The 17,874-nt window shown below is 63.4% G+C and carries 17 protein-coding genes; 10 read left to right on the top strand and 7 right to left on the bottom strand.

The features are described 5' to 3' along the window. Positions 1–195 precede the first annotated feature (195 nt). The 5 genes from hisS to BN1233_RS25455 all read left to right on the top strand — a co-directional run bounded on the left by hisS (position 196) and on the right by BN1233_RS25455 (position 5,192). On the top strand, positions 196–1,674 hold the full coding sequence (gene hisS, locus BN1233_RS25475; RefSeq protein ID WP_046866413.1) for a histidine--tRNA ligase: 1,479 nt from the start codon (positions 196–198) through the stop codon (positions 1,672–1,674). A gap of 123 nt (positions 1,675–1,797) precedes the next feature. Then, positions 1,798–2,262 carry a hypothetical protein gene (locus BN1233_RS25470; RefSeq protein ID WP_046866412.1) on the top strand — a complete coding sequence of 155 codons (465 nt, stop codon included), beginning with the start codon at positions 1,798–1,800 and terminating at the stop codon, positions 2,260–2,262. Positions 2,263–2,491: 229 nt separating this feature from the next. Further along, entirely contained in the window at positions 2,492–3,601 is a 1,110-nt protein-coding gene (locus tag BN1233_RS25465) for an ATP phosphoribosyltransferase regulatory subunit (protein ID WP_046866411.1), read from the top strand. After that, on the top strand, positions 3,591–4,565 hold the full coding sequence (gene hisG / locus BN1233_RS25460) for an ATP phosphoribosyltransferase (RefSeq protein WP_046866410.1): 975 nt from the start codon (positions 3,591–3,593) through the stop codon (positions 4,563–4,565). Before BN1233_RS25465 ends, hisG begins: the two co-directional genes overlap by 11 nt. A gap of 165 nt (positions 4,566–4,730) precedes the next feature. Beyond that, positions 4,731–5,192, top strand: a complete 462-nt coding sequence (locus BN1233_RS25455; protein ID WP_244470731.1) for an META domain-containing protein — start codon at positions 4,731–4,733, stop codon at positions 5,190–5,192. A 39-nt stretch (positions 5,193–5,231) separates the two neighbouring features. On the opposite strand, the gene BN1233_RS25450 is transcribed toward BN1233_RS25455, so the two are convergent. Beyond that, positions 5,232–7,322 carry an ABC transporter ATP-binding protein/permease gene (locus BN1233_RS25450; protein WP_082145644.1) on the bottom strand — a complete coding sequence of 697 codons (2,091 nt, stop codon included), beginning with the start codon at positions 7,320–7,322 and terminating at the stop codon, positions 5,232–5,234. Between the two features lie 223 nt (positions 7,323–7,545). Here BN1233_RS25450 and BN1233_RS25445 point away from each other — a divergent pair, with 223 nt between their 5' ends. The 4 genes from BN1233_RS25445 to BN1233_RS25435 all read left to right on the top strand — a co-directional run bounded on the left by BN1233_RS25445 (position 7,546) and on the right by BN1233_RS25435 (position 10,686). Next, a complete protein-coding gene (locus BN1233_RS25445) occupies positions 7,546–8,667 on the top strand; it encodes a TRAP transporter substrate-binding protein (RefSeq protein ID WP_046866409.1) in 1,122 nt (373 codons plus the stop codon). Between the two features lie 98 nt (positions 8,668–8,765). Further along, on the top strand, positions 8,766–9,122 hold the full coding sequence (locus BN1233_RS50815) for a TRAP transporter small permease subunit (protein ID WP_342341669.1): 357 nt from the start codon (positions 8,766–8,768) through the stop codon (positions 9,120–9,122). An 11-nt stretch (positions 9,123–9,133) separates the two neighbouring features. Then, entirely contained in the window at positions 9,134–9,349 is a 216-nt protein-coding gene (locus tag BN1233_RS50810; RefSeq protein WP_342341668.1) for a hypothetical protein, read from the top strand. After that, positions 9,349–10,686: a TRAP transporter large permease gene (locus tag BN1233_RS25435; RefSeq protein ID WP_187144366.1), complete on the top strand. Its 1,338-nt coding sequence runs from the start codon at positions 9,349–9,351 to the stop codon at positions 10,684–10,686. Before BN1233_RS50810 ends, BN1233_RS25435 begins: the two co-directional genes overlap by 1 nt. 346 nt (positions 10,687–11,032) lie before the next feature. Here the strand turns inward: BN1233_RS25435 and BN1233_RS25430 are convergent, their stop codons facing one another. Together BN1233_RS25430 and BN1233_RS25425 are read right to left on the bottom strand one after the other, a co-directional pair. Beyond that, complete coding sequence (locus tag BN1233_RS25430) at positions 11,033–12,136, bottom strand: enolase C-terminal domain-like protein (protein WP_046866408.1); 1,104 nt, start codon at positions 12,134–12,136, stop codon at positions 11,033–11,035. Then, a complete protein-coding gene (locus BN1233_RS25425; protein WP_046866407.1) occupies positions 12,137–13,060 on the bottom strand; it encodes a ketopantoate reductase family protein in 924 nt (307 codons plus the stop codon). 246 nt (positions 13,061–13,306) lie between these two features. Between BN1233_RS25425 and BN1233_RS47280 the strand changes: the two genes are divergently transcribed. Then, the gene (locus BN1233_RS47280) at positions 13,307–14,320 is read left to right on the top strand and encodes a sensor histidine kinase (RefSeq protein ID WP_052763929.1); all 1,014 of its coding nucleotides are present in this window, start codon (positions 13,307–13,309) and stop codon (positions 14,318–14,320) included. Between the two features lie 59 nt (positions 14,321–14,379). On the opposite strand, the gene BN1233_RS25415 is transcribed toward BN1233_RS47280, so the two are convergent. The 4 genes from BN1233_RS25415 to BN1233_RS49865 all read right to left on the bottom strand — a co-directional run. Then, positions 14,380–15,192: an SGNH/GDSL hydrolase family protein gene (locus tag BN1233_RS25415; RefSeq protein ID WP_046866406.1), complete on the bottom strand. Its 813-nt coding sequence runs from the start codon at positions 15,190–15,192 to the stop codon at positions 14,380–14,382. Between the two features lie 49 nt (positions 15,193–15,241). After that, positions 15,242–16,066: an SGNH/GDSL hydrolase family protein gene (locus BN1233_RS25410; protein ID WP_046866405.1), complete on the bottom strand. Its 825-nt coding sequence runs from the start codon at positions 16,064–16,066 to the stop codon at positions 15,242–15,244. Continuing rightward, positions 16,027–17,121 (bottom strand): OpgC family protein, encoded by a 1,095-nt coding sequence (locus BN1233_RS25405; protein WP_046866404.1) that lies wholly within the window; start codon positions 17,119–17,121, stop codon positions 16,027–16,029. Before BN1233_RS25405 ends, BN1233_RS25410 begins: the two co-directional genes overlap by 40 nt. Positions 17,122–17,375: 254 nt before the next feature. After that, positions 17,376–17,874 (bottom strand): TCP-1/cpn60 chaperonin family protein (locus BN1233_RS49865; RefSeq protein ID WP_046866615.1); only part of this gene is annotated, 499 nt, incomplete at its 5' end.

The raw sequence follows: 17,874 nt of genomic DNA, 5'->3' as shown, positions 1-17,874 counted from the left end.
ATCTGGACCGAGTGCGATCCGGTCGCCGGGACAAGGTGCTTGCCGGGCCCTGCCCTGCAGGATAGAGCGCTTCTGTCCTTGGGCACGCCCCGGCGCCTTTGCACATTGGCGCGTAGAGAGGCGGCCCATGAGACATCCGGGGCAGAAGCCACTGCCTCGCCACTTCGACTCTCGATACCTCAGGCCCGCCCGATCATGGCAAAATTCGAAAAGCTGAAAGCCCGAATCCCACGCGGGTTCGTAGATCGTGGACCGGCAGAGATTGCGGCGACCGAGCGGATGCTGGCTGCGATCCGCGAGACATACGAGCTCTACGGCTTCGAGGCCGTCGAGACGCCGTTCATCGAGTTCACCGACGCGCTCGGGAAGTTCCTGCCGGATCAGGATCGCCCCAACGAGGGGGTCTTCTCCTTTCAGGACGACGACGAGCAATGGCTCAGCTTGCGCTATGATCTGACGGCGCCTCTAGCCCGCTACGTTGCCGAAAATTTCGATGCATTGCCGAAGCCTTACCGGAGCTATCGGGCTGGCTGGGTCTTCCGCAACGAGAAGCCCGGCCCGGGGCGCTTCCGGCAGTTCATGCAGTTCGATGCGGACACGGTCGGCGCGGCCAGCGTCGCGGCCGATGCGGAAATCTGCATGATGGCCGCCGATACCCTGGAACGGGTCGGGATCCCGCGGGCCGACTTCGTGATCAAGGTGAACAATCGAAAAGTGCTCGACGGCGTCCTGGAGTCGATCGGGCTCGGTGGCGAAGAGGCCGCCGGCCAGCGGCTTGCCGTGCTCCGCTCGATCGACAAGCTCGATCGCCTGGGTCCCGAGGGCGTTCGTCTCCTCCTCGGTGAGGGCCGGCGGGACGAGAGTGGCGACTTCACGAGAGGAGCCGGCCTCTCTCCGGACGCCATCGCGCGCGTCCTCGCCTTCACGTCGGCCCGGCGCCAGGACAATGCGCCCACCGCTGCGGCACTCAGGGAAGTCGTGGCCGGCTCGCCGAGAGGCGAGGAAGGCGCGCGAGAGCTCGAAGAGATCGCAAGCCTCGTGGCGGCCGCGGGATACGAGGATCGCGTCGTGATAGACCCGTCAGTGGTACGGGGCCTCGAATACTATACGGGCCCCGTCTACGAGGCCGAGCTCACGATGACCGTGACTTCCGAGGACGGACAGCCGGTCCGCTTCGGTTCAGTCGGCGGCGGCGGCCGGTATGATGGGCTCGTGGGGAGGTTCCGCTCCGAACCAGTGCCGGCAACCGGCTTCTCGATCGGCGTTTCCCGGCTGTTCGCGGCCCTCCAGGCAATCGGCAGTCCGATCGTGTCGGGCGCCGGACGCAACGGCCCCGTCGTTGTGCTGGTGATGGATCGCTCCGAGATCGCGGCCTACCAGCGCATAGTCGCGGCCCTGCGCTCTGCCGGGATTCCGGCGGAGCTCTATCTCGGCTCCGCGGGCATGAAGGCTCAGATGAAGTATGCGGATCGTCGCCGGAGTCCGTGCGCGATCATTCAAGGCTCCGACGAGCGGGCACGGGCTGAGGTTCAGATCAAGGATCTCGTCGAGGGCGCCCGGGCTGCAGCCGCCATCACGACGAACAAGGAATGGAAGGCCGCTCGGCCGGCTCAGTTCTCGGTACCGGAAGACGAACTCGTCAGCGCTGTCCGGGATCTCCTGGCCCGCCATTAAGGCTGAGGGGCTGCTCCTCGGCCCGATCGACGGTCGGCGACTTCACGTCCTGGCCCGCCGTTGTATCGGGAACTCCCGGCCAAGCCTGACGGTTGTTCCTGAACCCGACAACACGAGGCGGTCATGGCAAAGGACAAATCGAGCAAGAGCAAGGGCAAGAAAGCCAAGAAGGCGTCGTCGGATAGTGTCGCGGGGGTGAAGGTCCCAAAGACGATTCGGAAGTCCTCCTGGTTCAGCACGCTTTTCGATTCGCCGCTCGGACGGGAGATTCTCGCTGACGCTCTCATCGCAGCCGCCGGTGCCGCCGCCGCTGCCCTGACGAAGACGCGTCCGGCCCAAGCAGTGGGCCATGCCGTGGCGGATAGAGGATCCGACGCAGCGGCCGCGACCCGAGACACGGTCCAGACGGCTGCCGGAGCAGTGGCAGAGGTTGTCGCGGATGCGGCGCGCAACGTCCTGCCGACCGCACTCCTCGGCGAGACGGAGGACGACAAGCAGGAGGCGAAGGGTCAGCGGACGCGCTACGTTCACCGCGCGAGCGATCACCAGAGCCGAAAGCATTCGAGAAGGTCCGCGAAGGACGGCTGATCTCTCAGGTGCTCTGCAGTCCCGTAGCGGTTGTTCGGGGAGCAGGGCTCCCGATCCGTTCACCCTCAGCTGCGAAAACCGTCGCCATTCCCGGACGCCGTTGATACAGACGGCGCGAACGACGGAGTAGCGGCTCTCCGCAGGCGGCGAGTCCCCTCCTCCTTGATGCTTCGCGTTCCCGACGAGCCGTAGCCGGCTTTGTCGCGGAACGCCCTGACGAGCTGGGACGGTGACGGGACAAAGCGCTTCCGAGACGCTCATCGAGGTCTTCACGCGGGAGGGATACCTGCGCGTCGAGCCTTCCGTGCTACAGCCGGCGGACATCTTCGTCGAGCTTTCCGGAGAGGATATCCGCCGTCGCATGTTCGTGACGCAGGATGCGGAAGGGGCCGAACTCTGCCTCCGGCCCGAATACACGATCCCGGTTTGCCTGCTGCATCTGCACGGCGGCTTCGAGAATCCCGGTTCCTATGCCTATGCCGGTCCGGTCTTCCGTCTGCGGACCGGCGAATCCGGCGAGTTTCTACAGGCTGGCGTCGAATCCATCGGCCGTTGCGACCGGACGGCCGCTGATGCCGAGATTCTGTCCCTGGCGCTTCAGGGACTCGAACACCTCGGCCAGCGGAACATGAGAGTCCGGCTCGGGGACATGGGAATCCTCAATGCCCTCATCGATGCCCTTGGCGTTTCCGCGCCGACGAAGCGTCGGGTGATCCGTTCCATCGTCTCCGGACGCGGCCTCGTTGGGCTTGGCGGCGCGGAATCCGGAGGACCGGAGCATCCGGGCCTTCTCGCCGCGATCGAGGGGCAGCCGCCCGAAGCCGCAAAAGCCCTGATCGAGGATGTTCTGTCGATTGCCGGCATCGCCCATGTCGGAGGGCGGAGTGCGAGCGAGATCGCGGACCGGTTCCTGGCCCGGACGGTCGATCGCTCCGTCCTGGCCGACGAGGCACGCCGGATCCTCGATCTCTACCTCGGCATCAGCGCCGATCCGGATACGGCAGCGGCCCGGATCCGGGCCCTCGCGCGAGATGCGGGTGTCGAGATCGATGCGGCCCTGAGCACGTTCGAGGAGCGCACCGGGTTTCTCGCCGCGCACGGCATCAATGTCGCGAACCTCTCCTTTGCGGCCGCCTTCGCACGCAATCTCGACTACTACACGGGCTTCATCTTCGAGATTCACGACGTAACGCGTTCGCACGAGAGGCCAATCGTCGGTGGCGGACGTTACGACAGCCTGCTCCAGCATCTCGGAGCGTCGGCCCCGGTGCCGGCCGTCGGCTGCTCCTTCTGGCTCGATCGAATCACACAGGGAGCATCGGTCGACAATGGTCGATGAGCCACTCATCCTCGCCGTGCCGTCGAAAGGGCGGCTCCAGGAGAACGCTGCTGCGTTTTTTGCGCGAGCCGGCCTAGTCTTCAGTCAGACGCGGGGCGCGCGGGACTACCGCGGGACCCTGGCCGGGGTCCCGGGTGTCGAGGTGCTCTTCCTCTCGGCCTCCGAGATCGTCAACCAGCTTGCCGCCGGCGCGGCTCATCTCGGGATCACGGGCGAGGATCTCATTCGTGAGCAGGTCGCGGACGTAACCGGCGCGTTCGAACTGCTGACTCCGCTGGGCTTCGGACAGGCCAATGTCGTGGTTGCGGTTCCGCAGGCTTGGATCGACGTGCGGACAATGGCCGACCTCGAAGAGGTCGCAACCGACATGCGGGTCAGACATGGCCGCAAGATCCGTGTCGCGACCAAATACGTGAACCTGACTCGCCGCTTCTTCGCGGATTACGGCATTTCGGATTACCGGATCGTCGAAAGCCTCGGAGCAACCGAGGGCGCACCCGGCTCAGGAGCCGCCGAACTGATCGTCGACATCACGACGACAGGAGCGACGCTCGCTGCAAACGCACTGCGGGTCCTCGACGACGGCGTGATCCTGCGCTCGGAGGCCAATCTGGTCGCCGCTCTGCGTGCTCCGTGGTCGGACAGCGCCCGGAGAACCGCCCAAACAGTGCTGACACGAATCGCAGCCGAGGAACTGGCCAGGACCACGCGGGAGGTGAGGGCCGGGTTCGAGCAGATCGATCAGGAGGAACTCGAAAGGGTCGTGGGACCGCTCGGTGCATCGCTCCGATATGCGGCGGAGCCGGGCGGCGAGGTGGTTCTCCAATGTCCGGTATCGAGACGATTCGATGTCGTTCACGCTCTGCAAGGCCTCGGGGCGCATAACGTCACCGTACGGAAGGTCGAATATGTCTTCGAGCCGAGCAACGCGCTGACGGACAGGCTGCTGCAGCGCCTTTCCTGAAAGGCAACGGCGATATCGGCCTCGCGAGATCGGCAATTCTTGTGGACGTTTCGGCATCCTGCTTCCCCGCGGCCGTATCACTAGCCTCCATGTCGAGCACGGCCGTTGCCTCTCGCGAGGGCGCCCCGTATGGTCCCGGCGTTTTCGCATATCCAAGAGGTCCGGATGCTCCTCCCTCGTCTCGTGGGGCTCGCCGCCGTCCTGTCATGCGTGGCCTGCGCCGATACTCAGACGCCTGCGCCCCGCGCCGATACACAAGCGCAAGCGGCCAAGGTTCCGCAGCCACGACAGGAGAAGATCTTCCCGGTCGGCTCGTCGTGGACGGCGGTCAGCCTGAACGGGCGGCCATTCACCGGAGAGCGCCCGAGCTTCACCCTGAACAAGCAGTATCGGGCGAACGGCTTCGGCGGGTGCAACACCTACTCCGCCACGGCCTATCCGCTGCGAGAGCAGGGATTCGTCGTGAGTCCCTTCGTCCTGACGAAGAAGTCCTGTGACCGGGCCCGGCAGCAGAGCGAACAGACCTTCCTCGTGGCGCTCCGAACCGCTGCGAAGTGGGATATCCAGGGCAGCACGCTGACGATCGAGGGTCAGAACGGGACCTTGCGTTTCGAGCGCGCGATGTGACGTTCGCGGGACCTGTCGGGTTTCGCGACGCCGCACTGCCTATTGCGCGGCGACGACGTCCTGCCGCGCGACGGGCTCTGAGATGCCCCCCTCCCCTGGCCGCATCTCGATACGACGATCGTGGAACTCTGCGAGCGTGGAGCGATGCCCGATCGACACGATCGTCGTATCGGGAAGGATCTCGCGGATGACCCGGTAGACCTCGGCCTCCGTGGGCTCGTCGAGCGCCGCCGTCGCCTCGTCGAGGAACAGCCAGTCCGGCCGGGCGAGAAGCGCTCTCGTGATGGCCAGGCGCTGCTGCTCGCCGAGCGAGAGCACATGGGTCCAATGCTCCTCCTCGTCGAGGCGCTCAACGAGATGATTGAGTCTCACGGCCTGCAGCGCTGCGATGACCGTCGCATCGTCATAAGCGCCGTCGAGGGCCGGATACGCCACGGCTCCCTTCAGCGTGCCCATCGGAATATACGGACGCTGCGGCAGCAGCATCATGGTGGCGCCGGCGGGAGTTTCGATCCTGCCCTCGCCGAAGGGCCAGATTCCTGCGATCGCGCGGAACAACGTCGACTTTCCGGAGCCGGAGGGCCCCACGAGAAGGGTCGCCTCGCCGGCCCGAAAGGTGAGCGAGTGCGCCCGGACGATGGTACGGCCGTTCGGCAGGTCGAGCCGGAGGTCGGACACGCTCAGATCCGGGCCATTGGTCTGCTCGAATTCAAAGGCCTGCGCGGCTCCGACTTTCCTGGCTCGGGCCATCGAATCCTCGAATGAGGTCAGCCGGTCGATGACTGCCTTATAGTCGGCGAGGCTCTGGTAGAAGTTGATGAAGAAGGAGAGCGCCCCCTCGACCCGGCCGAAAGCGCTCGCGACCTGGGTCATGACCCCAAGCGCGATCTTGCCCGAGAAATAGAACGGCGCCGCGAAGACGAAGGGAACGACCGAGTTCGAGTTCTCATAGAAGGACGTGAACGCGATCAGGCGCTTGGTCACCGCGATCAGCTGATACCAGTTGTCGATGACCCGGTCGAACCGGCTGCCCAGTCTCTGGCGCTCGGCTTTTTCTCCTTCGAGCAGCGCGACCTGCTCGCCGTATTCGCGCAGGCGCGCGAGGCCGAACCGGAAATCCGCCTCATAGCGTTCCTGCAGGAAGTTCAGCCGGATCAGGGGCCGCCCGATGAGGTGCGTCACGATTGTCGCGCCTGCCGCGTAGACGAGCGCGATCCAGAACAGGAGGCCGGGAACGACGATATCGGTTCCGGGAAGCGTAAAATCCGCGGAGATGCTCCAAAGGATCACCGAGAACGAGACGAGCGTCGAAACCTGGGAGAGGATTCGCAGCGTGAAGGACATCGTCGTCGAGGTGAACTTGCGGACATCCTCCTGAATCCGCTGGTCCGGGTTATCAGTCTGCCCACCGAGGATCGTCATGCGGTAGTGGTTCGCGTCGCCGAGCCAGCGCGCGGTGTAGAAGTCCGTGAGCCAAGCGCGCCAGCGGATCTCGAGCGTGGACTGCAGCACGTACTGGTAGATCGCCACCACGACGAAGACGACGACCCAGAACACCCAGACCGTCAGGAGAAGCCGCCAGAACTCCTCGCCGTTCTTCTCCTGGATGGCGTTGAACCAATCCCGATTCCAGTAGTTGAAGCGCACGCTGATCGCGACGAGCGCGAATTGCAGCGCGATCACCACCGCGACGAGCCCGAGCCCGATCCACCTTTCCTGGGCGCGGATCCGGCCGAAGGGCCAGAGCTGCAACGTGCCGACATCGCGGGACTCGAAATACGGGTCCGTCAGGCTCATGATCGTTCGGATCACGGGGATGCGGGAAATCGCGAGCAGCACCCCGACGAAAACCGTGGCCGCGATCGGCATCGCCACCGAAGGCTCTCCGACGAGGTCCGGCGAGACGAGTCCGGAGGCCCGCAGCACATGGATGAGCGTCAGGCAGATCTGCACTGCCGAGACCAGCGAGATCAGGAGCGTCAGATATATCGAGACGCTCCGTGCCAGGAAAAGAATCCCTGCGAGTGCCAGGGTCGCGAGCGGAATGATCAGCGACAGTCGATCTCCTGCCAAGCTGATCAGCAACAGAACCGCGCCGAATACGGCTACGGCCGCGCTCGCGATCCTCATATGTCGTTACCTCCGTCACTCATGCGTGAGCCATAGAGAGATTTACGCGGCGGGATCAAGGCCGCCCCGGAAATGGGTTCCGCCTTCACGAAGACTTGTTGGCCAGTCCCGACCTAAGGTACGACTTTCGTCGTCCCCCCTTGCAAAACAGCCAAGCTTTGGCCCAAAGTGCGGCCGCTTTGCCGCGAACCCAGAAAATCCAGCGGCAAGGGAGGAAGACAGGATGACAGACAACAAGACGACCGGCAAAGCCAAGGCATCTCGCCGCCGGTTCCTTCAGGTCGCGGCTTTGGGCGGTGCAGCAACCGTTGCAGCCCCCCAGATCTCGAGAGCGCAGACCGCAACCTGGAAGTTCCAATCGACTTGGCCGAACCGGGACATCTTCCACGAGTTCTGCAACGACTTCGCCAAGCGCGTAAACGACATGTCGGGCGGCCGGCTCAAGCTGGAGGTTCTCGCCTCCGGAGCCGTCGTGCCGGCCTTCCAGCTCCAGGACGCTGTCCATGCCGGCATCCTCGACGGCGGCCATGGCGTGTCCGCCTACTGGTACGGAAAGAACAAGGCCTATGCCCTGTTCGGCACGGGTCCGTCTTTCGGCTGGAACGCCAATTCGTTCCTGGGCTGGATGAATTACGGCGGCGGATACGACCTCTACAACGAGCTCACCCAACAGATCCTGAAACTCAACCTGGTCGCCTTCCTGAGCGGGCCGATGCCTGCCCAGCCCCTCGGCTGGTTCAAGCAGCCGCTCAAGTCGGCCGACGAGTTCAAGGGATTGAAATATCGGACTGTCGGACTCGCCGCCGATCTGAAGCGCGAGATGGGCACCGCCGTCACGATCCTGGCGGGCGGCGAGATCGTTCCCGCGCTCGAGCGCGGCGTGATCGAAGGAGCCGAGTTCAACAATCCTTCCTCCGACTCGGTGCTCGGCTTCGCGGACGTCTCGAAGAACTACATGCTCCGCAGCTATCACCAAGTCGGCGAGTCGTTCGAGATCATCTTCAACAAGGCGAAATTCGATGGTCTCGCGCCGGAACTGAAGGCGATCGTCAAGTATGCGGCCGAGGCAGCCTCCGCGGATATGTCCTGGAAGGCGCTCGACCGGTATTCGAAGGACCTGGAGCAGCTTCGCGCAAAGGGCGTCAACATTACCACGACGCCGGACCCGATCCTGAAGGCGCAGCTCGACGCGTGGAACAAGGTGATCGACACCTACTCCACCGACGCCTTCTTCAAGAAGGTCATCGACAGCCAGAAGGCCTGGGTGCAACGCACCTACGCCTATGAGCGGGCCAACGAGCCGTCCCGCGACATGGCCTTCGATCACTTCTTCAAGACGACCTGAGAACTAGAGTCCTCTTCGTCTCGAAACATCTCCCGCCCTCGTCCGACCCGTACCGTCAGGCCCAGGGTCGGTCGGGGGCTTCGTTTGCGTGAGCATTCATGCGGTTCATTCTCCTTATCGACCGGGTCAACACGGCCATCGGCAAGACAGCCGGCTGGGCGATCGTCGTTCTCACCTTCGCGATCTGCTACGAGGTGTTCTCACGCTACATCCTTCGTTCGCCGACCGAATGGGCGTTCGACGCCAGCTACATGCTCTATGGCCTGCTCTTCATGCTGGCGGGGCCCTACACGCTGGCTCGCAACTCCCACGTGCGTGGTGATTTCCTCTACCGGGCTTGGTCTCCCCGTAACCAAGCCCGCCTGGACCTCGTCCTCTACTTCCTCTTTTTTTCCCTGGGATCATCGCCCTCGCCTATTCGGGTTATGGATTTGCAGCCCTCTCCTTCGCGATGAAGGAGCAATCCATGAACTCGCCGAACGGCCCTCCCATCTATCCGTACAAGGCGCTCATCCCGATCGTCGGCGTCCTGATGCTGCTGCAAGGCGCAGCCGAGGTCGTCCGGTGCATCGTGTGCCTGCGAAACGGTTTTTGGCCGGAACGGCTGCATGACGTGGAGGAGACCGAGAGGCTGATCCTCGCCCAGGCAGAAGAACAGAATATCACCGAAGGTCGCATCTGATGCTTGAATCGCTGGGGATCGGTAACCCTGAACTGGGCGTGCTGATGCTCGTCCTATTCGTCTTCTTCATCATGCTCGGGTTCCCGATTGCCTTCACCTTGATGGCTCTCGGATTCGGGTTCGGCTACATGGCGATGGGCGACATCGTCTTCTCGCTCGTCGTCCAGCGCGCCTATTCCGTGATGACCAACGACACGCTGGTCGCGATCCCGCTCTTCGTCTTCATGGGATACATCATCGAGCGGGCGAACATCCTCGATCGGCTGTTCCACTCGATCCAGCTCGCACTGTACCGCCTGCCTGGTTCGTTGGCCCTGGCGACCCTCCTGACCTGCGCGCTCTTCGCGACGGCAACCGGCATCGTCGGAGCGGTCGTGACGCTCATGGGGCTGCTCGCGTTTCCGGCCATGCTGCGCGCAGGCTACGACGTGCGCCTGTCGGCCGGCGTCGTCTGTGCAGGCGGGTGTCTCGGCATCCTGATCCCGCCGAGCGTGATGCTGATTCTCTACGGCGCAACGGCAGGTGTTTCGGTTCCGAGGCTCTACGCCGGCGCCCTGTTCCCCGGGCTGATGCTCGCCGGCCTCTACATAGGCTACGTGATCGTGCGCTGCATCCTGAATCCGAAGCTCGCGCCAAAGCTCCCGCAGGAAGAGCGCGCTGGATCCGTCGGCGAGATCATATGGGCGCTCGCGACATCGTTCTTCCCGCTTGCCGTCCTCATCCTCGCCGTGTTGGGCGCCATCTTCTTCGGCATCGCGACTCCGACGGAAGCGGCCTCGGTCGGTGCGTTCGGCAGCCTGCTCCTCGCGGTAGCCTACCGCTCGCTCGATCTGGGCAAGGTCAAGGAATCCGTGTTTCTAACGGCCCGCACTTCCGCGATGGTATGCTGGCTGTTCGTGGGATCCTTCATTTTCTCATCGATTTTCGCCTTTCTGGGCGGACATCATCCGATCGAGAACTTTGTGACGAGCCTGAACCTGTCTCCGTTCTGGTTCCTGATCCTGACCCAGGTGATCATCTTCGTCCTGGGCTGGCCGCTCGAGTGGACGGAGATCGTCGTGATCTTCGTGCCGATCTTCCTGCCACTCCTCGACAATTTCGGCGTCGATCCGATCTTCTTTGGGATCCTGATCGCGCTGAACATCCAGACGTCGTTCCTGTCGCCGCCGGTCGCGATGGCGCCCTTCTATCTCAAGGGAGTCGCTCCCAGGCATGTGAACATCAACGACATCTTCCGCGGGGTCATGCCGTTCATCTTCCTGGTCATGGTCGCGATGGCGATCTTCTACGCCTTCCCGCAGATTGGCCTGTGGCTCCCGAACATGTTGTATCGGTGACGGGTGCAGATTGCGGCCCCATGAAGTCATTGGGGCCGCAGTCATCCGGTCGATTGCGGCTCCTCTGCGTGGTTGCGCGCCGGAGGCCGTACACACAGCCCTTTCCACCGCACTTCGTCCTTGCGAGCCGGAGGCGAAGCAATCTACCCGTCGACGAGTGCGCCGCTGGATTGCTTCACTTCGTTCGCAATGACGGTGAGGGTCTGAAGACGGGCAGTGCAGAGCCGGAACCGGAATAAGCGCTGGTTCCACTCGGTCGTTGCGAGCCTAAGGCGATGCAGCCCGGGAAACGAGCGCACGTCGCCGCCAGCCGATCAGACCTCACAAATGAGAGGCGCACCGGCGACTATTCCATCCGGTATCTCTCGACGGCCTGTTCATCCCAAGCCAGCCCGCTCCCTGGTGTTGCCGAGACAACAGCATAACCATCCTTGATCGCGAGCGGCTCTTGCAGGATCGGGATTGCCCAATCGACGTATTCGAGCCAGCCGCATGTGGGTGTCGCGGCGAGCAGATGCGAACTCACCTCCGGGAACAGGTGGGATGACATCTCGATCCCGCGAGCGGCCGCGATTCCTGCAGCCTGCATCCATCCCGTGACACCGCCGATGCGACCAAGATCGGGCATCACTGAGTCACAGGCGCCAGCGGCGAGCGCGTCTGCCATGGCTTTCGGCCCGTCGAAGTTTTCTCCGATTTGGACCGGCAGCGAGAGTTCGCGGGCGATCGTCGCGCTCCCCACGTAGTCATCGTGCCGGATCGGCTCCTCGAGCCAGAACAGCCCCTCGCTCTCGAGAACTCTACCGCGCCTCAGCGCCTCTGCCACGGAGAGTGCCTGGTTGTAATCCACCATCACCGCGATCTCATCCGGGAGCCGCCGTCTCACGGCTCTGGCAACGGCCAGATCCTCCTCCAGTGTCGCGTATCCGAGTCGCAGCTTGACGGCCTTGAAGCCCCCCTCGAGCAGCTTGATGGCTTCTTCGGCCGCCGCATCGGCTCCGATCAGCCCGAGACCGCTGCTGTTGTAAGCGCGAACTGGTTTCGACGCACTGCCGAGGAGTTGCGCGAGCGGCAGGCCCGCTGCGTGCGCGACTGCATCCCAGAGAGCGGCATCAAGGCCGGAGAGCGCCATCCGTACGATACCGGTGACGCCGATCAGAGCGAAGCGGCGTCCGAGCAAGGCAGCGATTTCGAGAGGAGCGGCTCTCTGCCCTTTCACGAGGGCGAATGCATCCTGGAGAACCTCGATGATCGCGCGCGCGCCACTCCGGCGATAGCAGAACAGATATGCCCGGCCCGTCACGCCTTCCTCAGTCTCGAGGTCGATCAGCAGAAGCGGTGCGAGCCGGATCACGTCGGCGCTCGTGCCGAGCGCGAAGGTCATCGGCACTTCGACCGGAACCAGCCGCAGGCTGCGAATCGTGAGGGCGGGTGGCGCGGGCGTATTCATTCAGACCGCCGGTCGACCGTCAGCGTAAAGAGCGAGGATGTCGGAAATCGCCCGGTTGAGCGGCGTCGCAACACCGGCCTGTTCGCCGAGCGCCACTACGCCACCGGACAGCCAGCGTACCTCGAGCCGATTTCCGCGCTCCAGATCGTGGTGCATGGACGATGTCATGTCGTAGGCAACCTCGTCTGCGAACTTGAGGCGCTGCTCGGCATAATCCGCGTCCAGATTTACGCCCTGTGCCCGCCCGACATCGACGACCTCCCGCATCACGTCGAGCAGGAAAGCCCTCGTCTGCGCATTCGTCCGGATTGGGCCGATCGTCGACCGCATCGTCGTCGTAGCGCCCGAGAGACCGACGAGGAAAACGTATTTCCGCCAGATTTCCCGACGGATATCCGAACTGAGTTCGGCATTGATGCCGCCGCGCCGACACGCCTCGAGCAAGGCTTCACCGCGCTGAGATCGCGTGCCGTCGAACTCGCCGAAGACGAGCCGCTGCATGGGCCCGGTCTGGCGAATGACGCCGGGTCGGTCAATTGTGGTGGCAACATAACCGACGCCGCCCATGATCTGCGCGGGATCGTAAGCCGCCCGAAGGTACTCGTCCTTGAGCACGCCGTTCTGGAAGGAAATGATCGTCGTCCGGGGCCCGATCATTGGCCTGATCAGTTGCAGCGCCTGCTCCGTATCCCAGAGCTTCACGCCGAGAAGGACGAAGTCGCATGGGCCTGCGTCTCGCGGGTCCTGAACTGCATTGACCTTGGCGACGTGCAGCGGCTCGGGTCCCTCCACGGAAAGCCCATGCTCCCGCATGGCTGCGAGATGCGCTCCCCGGGCAATGAAGACGACATCGGATCCCCCAAGAGCAAGGCGGGCGCCGAAATATCCGCCCAGGCCTCCGGAGCCCATGATCGCAATTCGCATGTCATATCCCTGTCGCGAGAACCGCGTGAGGCTCCATCGTGGGTTGGCCGGTGTCAACCGGCCTCCCCTCTCCGCTTCGGTCTGACCGGTGGTTTCGCGTGGAGAATGCGAGACGAGGCTCTCGCACTGCTGCGCACCACCTTGCGGCTTTTCTCGCGAGATTGCCGCACTTTACCCCTCAGGCTGCCCGAGATATCGAGGCGCACAATTGCCACTTTGCCGATTCTATCACGACGGACCCTTCTTTTGACTGGCTCCCTGGTCCTGAATGTCGATGATGACGAGGCCGGGCGCTATGCTCGCAGCCGCGTCCTCCGTCATGCCGGGTTCGAGGTCATCGAGGCGGCGACGGGTCATGAAGCGCTGGAGCTCACGGGTGAGCGGCACCCGGAATTGGTGCTTCTCGATGTCGGGCTGCCCGACATCAGCGGCATCGAGGTTTGCCGCGCCATCAAGCACCGTTTTCCCACGACACTGATTCTCCAGGTCTCGGCAGCCTTCACTGATGATCGCGACCATCAGCATGCGCTAGAAGGTGGCGCAGACACGTTCCTGACCGAACCTGTCGATCCTGGTGTGCTTCTCGCGACGGTCAGGGCCCTTCTGCGGCTGCGCGCTGCCGTCGCCGCAGAGCGGAAGCAGGCCGAGGAACACCAGCGTTTCCTGGTCGCTGAACTTTCGCACCGCGTGAAGAACACGCTCGCGATGGTCCAGTCGATTGCGACACAGACCCTGAGAGATGCCACAAGTCTGGAGGAGGCCAGTGAGGCAATCGGGGCTCGGATCGCCGCTCTCGCGCGCGCGCATGATCTCCTCGTGCAGGAACAGTGGGCGCGTGCGAGCATCAGAAGCGTCGTCAAGGCTGCCACGTCCATGCACGAAGGTGCCGACGGACAGCGGTTCGACGTGCATGGCCCGGAGCTCCAGCTCGGTCCGAAGGCTGCACTGGGGCTGGCTCTCGCGCTCCACGAACTCTGCACGAATGCCGTGAAGTTCGGTTCACTCTCGAATACGGGCGGGCGCGTCGAACTCGCCTGGGAGATCGTACAGGAGAACGATGAGCCTCAACTTCATCTCAGATGGGCGGAAAGGGACGGGCCCAAGGTCAATGCTCCCTCACGCAAGGGCTTCGGGTCACGATTGTTGAACCGCGGTCTTGCCGGGAGTTTCGGCGGTACGGTCGAGCTCTCTTATCCGCCGACGGGCGTCGTCCTCATGCTCACGGCTCCGCTTGCTGCCGTGCGGGCCGCGAACGGTTAGCCGCCCCGGCGCGCCGACACTGCATTCCACCTTATCGCGGAACGATCAGACGATATCGCTCATCCGCTTCTCAAAAGGGAGAGGGTGATCGCCCGGGCGGCCTGTTCCGCCATGCACCGATAGCCCAGATCGTTCAGGTGGAAGTGGTCGCCAGCCAGGTACAGCCTCTCCGCTCCGGCCTGCTGGTGCGCAAGAAACTGCATCGCCTCGAATCTGCGCACGAGAGGCACGCGATTCAGCTGGGCGATTTCATCGATGATGTCGATGAAATCGTTGTAGACCTCGCTCTCACCGAGCCTGCTCGTGTATTGCGGATCGACGAGAACGGTATCGACCCGATTCTCCTTCAGCCATTTGAGGGTGTTCTCGAGCGTCCGCGCGAAGCTCTCGGCAGAAACATTGGCCAGGGCATCATTCGTCCCGACCTGCCAGATCACGAGATCCGGTGCGGATTGTGAAACCCTCGCCCTGATCCGATCCGCCGTAGCGGCAGCCAGTTCCCCGGACAGGCCCAGATTGGTGACCTCGAAATCGATCCCGGCAAACAGCTTTTCGAGCTCGCCCTCGAGGCGCACCGGGTAGGTGGCGAGCGCCGACGAGGCGCCGACACCGGCGGTCGACGAGGATCCGAACGCCAGGACGCGAACGGTTCTCCCCGCCTTCAGGGCAGCCTTCGTCCGCTTCAGGGTTGCCAACGTGTAGAGTTTCGATCCGGGTGCCCGGCACTCGGGTGACAGGCTCGCCAGTCCTTCATCCGACGATCGCGCTCTCAAGGGAGCGTAGGAGAGCACCAATCCCAAGCCGATGGCGAGCGTGCCGCAGAGAAGCGCCAGCGACCATCGGGTTCCTGCGAAGCGCGTTTCCTGGGGCATTTCGGTTCCGGGGTGGATCGGCAACAGGAGCTGGAGAGCGGAGTTTTCGTCAAGGCGCGCGTGCCCTCGGCGAAGGCGGGTTCGAACCACCGATCGAGAGGGCGATCACGCGGGCCACGTATTCGGGAACGCAGCGGCGGCCAAGCTCCTGGAGCAGAAACTGGTTGCGTGCCGCATCGGTCTTTTGCTGTGACAGGAAGCGCAAGGCGCTGAAGCGCAGCACGAGGGGTGTGCCGGTGCGCAATGCAACATCCCTGATCGCTCCCACCAGGCTCTCGTAGTAGCCGTCGCCTGCAACTGCTGCCGTGTAGGGTGGGTCGATCAGGATCACGTCGATTTCGTGAGAGTGAAGCCAGTCGACGAGTTCGCGCACGGATGTGGCAAACGGTTCGATCTCGGTTCTAGCCAATGCGTCATGCAGGCCAACCTTCCAGACGAGAAGATCCGGCCGGATCTCTGTGACGGCATTCTCGATGTGCTCGGGAGCATCCGAGGCCATCTCACCGGGAATTCCGCGAGCCTCCACATCCACATATCTGGTCGAGAGTACGTTCCGGAGTTCCTCCTCGAGACGGGACCCATAGGTCGGCGACGCCGGGCCTGCTCCGATTTCGCCTCCCGAGGCCCCTAGCGCCAGAACCTTGAGGGGACGCCTTTCCGCAAGGATCGCCGCAACCCTCTTGAGATCGGCTACCCTGTAAAGCTCGTCCGCCGGAGCACGACATTCCGGGGAGAGGCTGCCGTCCAGGACGTCGGCTCCTGCCGCCGAAGTGCCCGACGGCATATTCTGCTGGCTGATCTGCGCGGCAGCCGAGGCGGCTGACAGCGGAAGGATCAGCGCGAAAGCGATGACCTGGGGGAACGGGAACGCCATTCGGCAAACCATGCGGTAAACCACAATCCCAACATACCAGCACCTACGAGGCAGGTGTCCAGTACAAAGCTTCGCGGTTCGGCGCTCCGGATCAGTTGCGCAACGAGATCCAGGATAGAACCAACCGCGAACACTGAGAGGGAGTTCCGGCCCAGCGCCGAAAGGAAGCTGGTCAGCCCCGGCAGGCGATACTGGATCCACGGATACATCTGGTAGAACGCCAGGACCACCATAGTGAAGTCGAACATGCGAGCCGGTGACAGGTTCGACTTGTCGAACAGGAACAGGAGCCGAGGTTCCGGAACGTTGAACGGATCAGGCTTCAGGTCCCAAAGGCTGATGGCGATTCCTGGGAGGACACCGAGCAGTGCAAGCGGCAGCAGGCGCTTGGCCCAGGATCTGAACGTTTCGCTCTCCCTCGCCCAAACCGAGCTGAGGAAGCCAGAGACGAACAGGAATTGCCAAGCGAGCGGATTGAAGAACCAGTCCCCCTCCCCGGGCCAGTTCGGCAGATTGAGCTCCAGGGTGAGGGCGGTCAGATAGATCATCGCCGACAGAGCAAAGGCCAGCCAGCGCCGGAACCGCGCCAGAAGAATAAAGACGGGCGCAATAGCGAGAAGCGCGACGTAGAGCGGCAGAATGTTGAAATAGCCGAGCTGATAGCTGAGCAGGACGAAGCCGACCGAGGCCTGAACCGGATCCGAGTAGAACAGACCTGCATTGTGCCATTCGAGCAGGAGCGGATTGTCCAGGTAGAGTGCCGCGCCGGAAATGATGGCGAGCGCCAGAACCGCGATAACAAGCTGCGCGCGATAGACCTCGATCGTCCGGTAGGAGAGGCGAAGAATGACCCTCGTCGGCGGTTCGGGAACTCCCTTCGATTCGGTCGCCAGCGCCAACGACCAGCCGGCGAGAAACACGAAAAGCTCTGCAGCGTCAGAAAGGAAATAGCCCGAGTAAGTAAAGCGCTCGAAAAAATTGCCGGGAATATGATTGATGAAAATCGTGACGAGGGCGAAACCGCGCCAGAAATCGACTGCATTCGGCTCCCGCAAGCAGATTCTCCACGATAGGACACTGCACGCCCGACTCAGGTGAATATCGCCAGATTTCGCTTTGCGCCGAAATATCCTGGCTGGCTCCTGTTCGGAGCGTCGCACCTTGGCGAATGGCTACCGATTTGCGCGTGCTTCGCCGCTTTAGCACCATCCGCAGGGTGGTGAGAACTACAGCCCCCGCGCGTGCCGCTGATACAAAAGGGCCCCGGATTGCTCCGGGGCCCCTGGTTCTATGGTGAGCCTGGCTGGGCTTAGAAGTCCATGCCGCCCATGCCGCCCATGCCGCCGCCCCCCGGCATGGCGGGCGGGGCCTCCTTCTTGGGCGCCTCGGCGACCATGGCTTCGGTGGTCACGAGCAGGCCCGCCACCGAGGCGGCATCCTGGAGCGCGGTGCGCACCACCTTGGCGGGATCCACGATGCCGGCCTGCAGCATGTCGACATACTGCTCGGTCTGCGCATCAAAGCCGAAGCTCGGCGTCGAGTCGTCCGTGATCTTGCCGACCACGATCGAGCCCTCGACCCCCGCGTTCTCCGCAATCTGACGCACCGGGGCTTCAAGGGCGCGCAGCACGATCTTGATGCCGGCCTGCACGTCGGGGTTATCGCTCGACAACTTAGCCGCCGCCGCCTTGGCGCGCAGAAGGGCAACACCGCCGCCCGCCACGATGCCCTCTTCCACTGCAGCGCGAGTGGCGTTCAGAGCATCATCGACGCGGTCTTTCTTTTCCTTGACCTCGACCTCGGTGACA

The organism is Microvirga massiliensis (assembly GCF_001006805.1).
GTDB classification, from domain to species: Bacteria; Pseudomonadota; Alphaproteobacteria; order Rhizobiales; family Beijerinckiaceae; genus Microvirga; species Microvirga massiliensis.
The sequence above is the reverse complement of the archived record's forward strand: the minus strand, read 5'-3'. Positions and strand labels throughout refer to the sequence as shown.

Bases quoted from the DNA above. Each gene is read 5' to 3' on its own strand.
- BN1233_RS25450 (WP_082145644.1), bottom strand. From the start codon at position 7,322: ATGAGGATCGCGAGCGCGGCCGTAGCCGTATTCGGCGCGGTTCTGTTG.
- BN1233_RS25470 (WP_046866412.1), top strand. From the start codon at position 1,798: ATGGCAAAGGACAAATCGAGCAAGAGCAAGGGCAAGAAAGCCAAGAAG.
- BN1233_RS25415 (WP_046866406.1), bottom strand. From the start codon at position 15,192: ATGCCCCAGGAAACGCGCTTCGCAGGAACCCGATGGTCGCTGGCGCTT.
- hisS (WP_046866413.1), top strand. From the start codon at position 196: ATGGCAAAATTCGAAAAGCTGAAAGCCCGAATCCCACGCGGGTTCGTA.
- BN1233_RS25425 (WP_046866407.1), bottom strand. From the start codon at position 13,060: ATGCGAATTGCGATCATGGGCTCCGGAGGCCTGGGCGGATATTTCGGC.
- BN1233_RS25455 (WP_244470731.1), top strand. From the start codon at position 4,731: ATGCTCCTCCCTCGTCTCGTGGGGCTCGCCGCCGTCCTGTCATGCGTG.
- BN1233_RS50815 (WP_342341669.1), top strand. From the start codon at position 8,766: ATGCGGTTCATTCTCCTTATCGACCGGGTCAACACGGCCATCGGCAAG.
- BN1233_RS25410 (WP_046866405.1), bottom strand. From the start codon at position 16,066: ATGGCGTTCCCGTTCCCCCAGGTCATCGCTTTCGCGCTGATCCTTCCG.
- BN1233_RS25435 (WP_187144366.1), top strand. From the start codon at position 9,349: ATGCTTGAATCGCTGGGGATCGGTAACCCTGAACTGGGCGTGCTGATG.
- BN1233_RS25445 (WP_046866409.1), top strand. From the start codon at position 7,546: ATGACAGACAACAAGACGACCGGCAAAGCCAAGGCATCTCGCCGCCGG.
- BN1233_RS25430 (WP_046866408.1), bottom strand. From the start codon at position 12,136: ATGAATACGCCCGCGCCACCCGCCCTCACGATTCGCAGCCTGCGGCTG.
- BN1233_RS50810 (WP_342341668.1), top strand. From the start codon at position 9,134: ATGAACTCGCCGAACGGCCCTCCCATCTATCCGTACAAGGCGCTCATC.
- hisG (WP_046866410.1), top strand. From the start codon at position 3,591: ATGGTCGATGAGCCACTCATCCTCGCCGTGCCGTCGAAAGGGCGGCTC.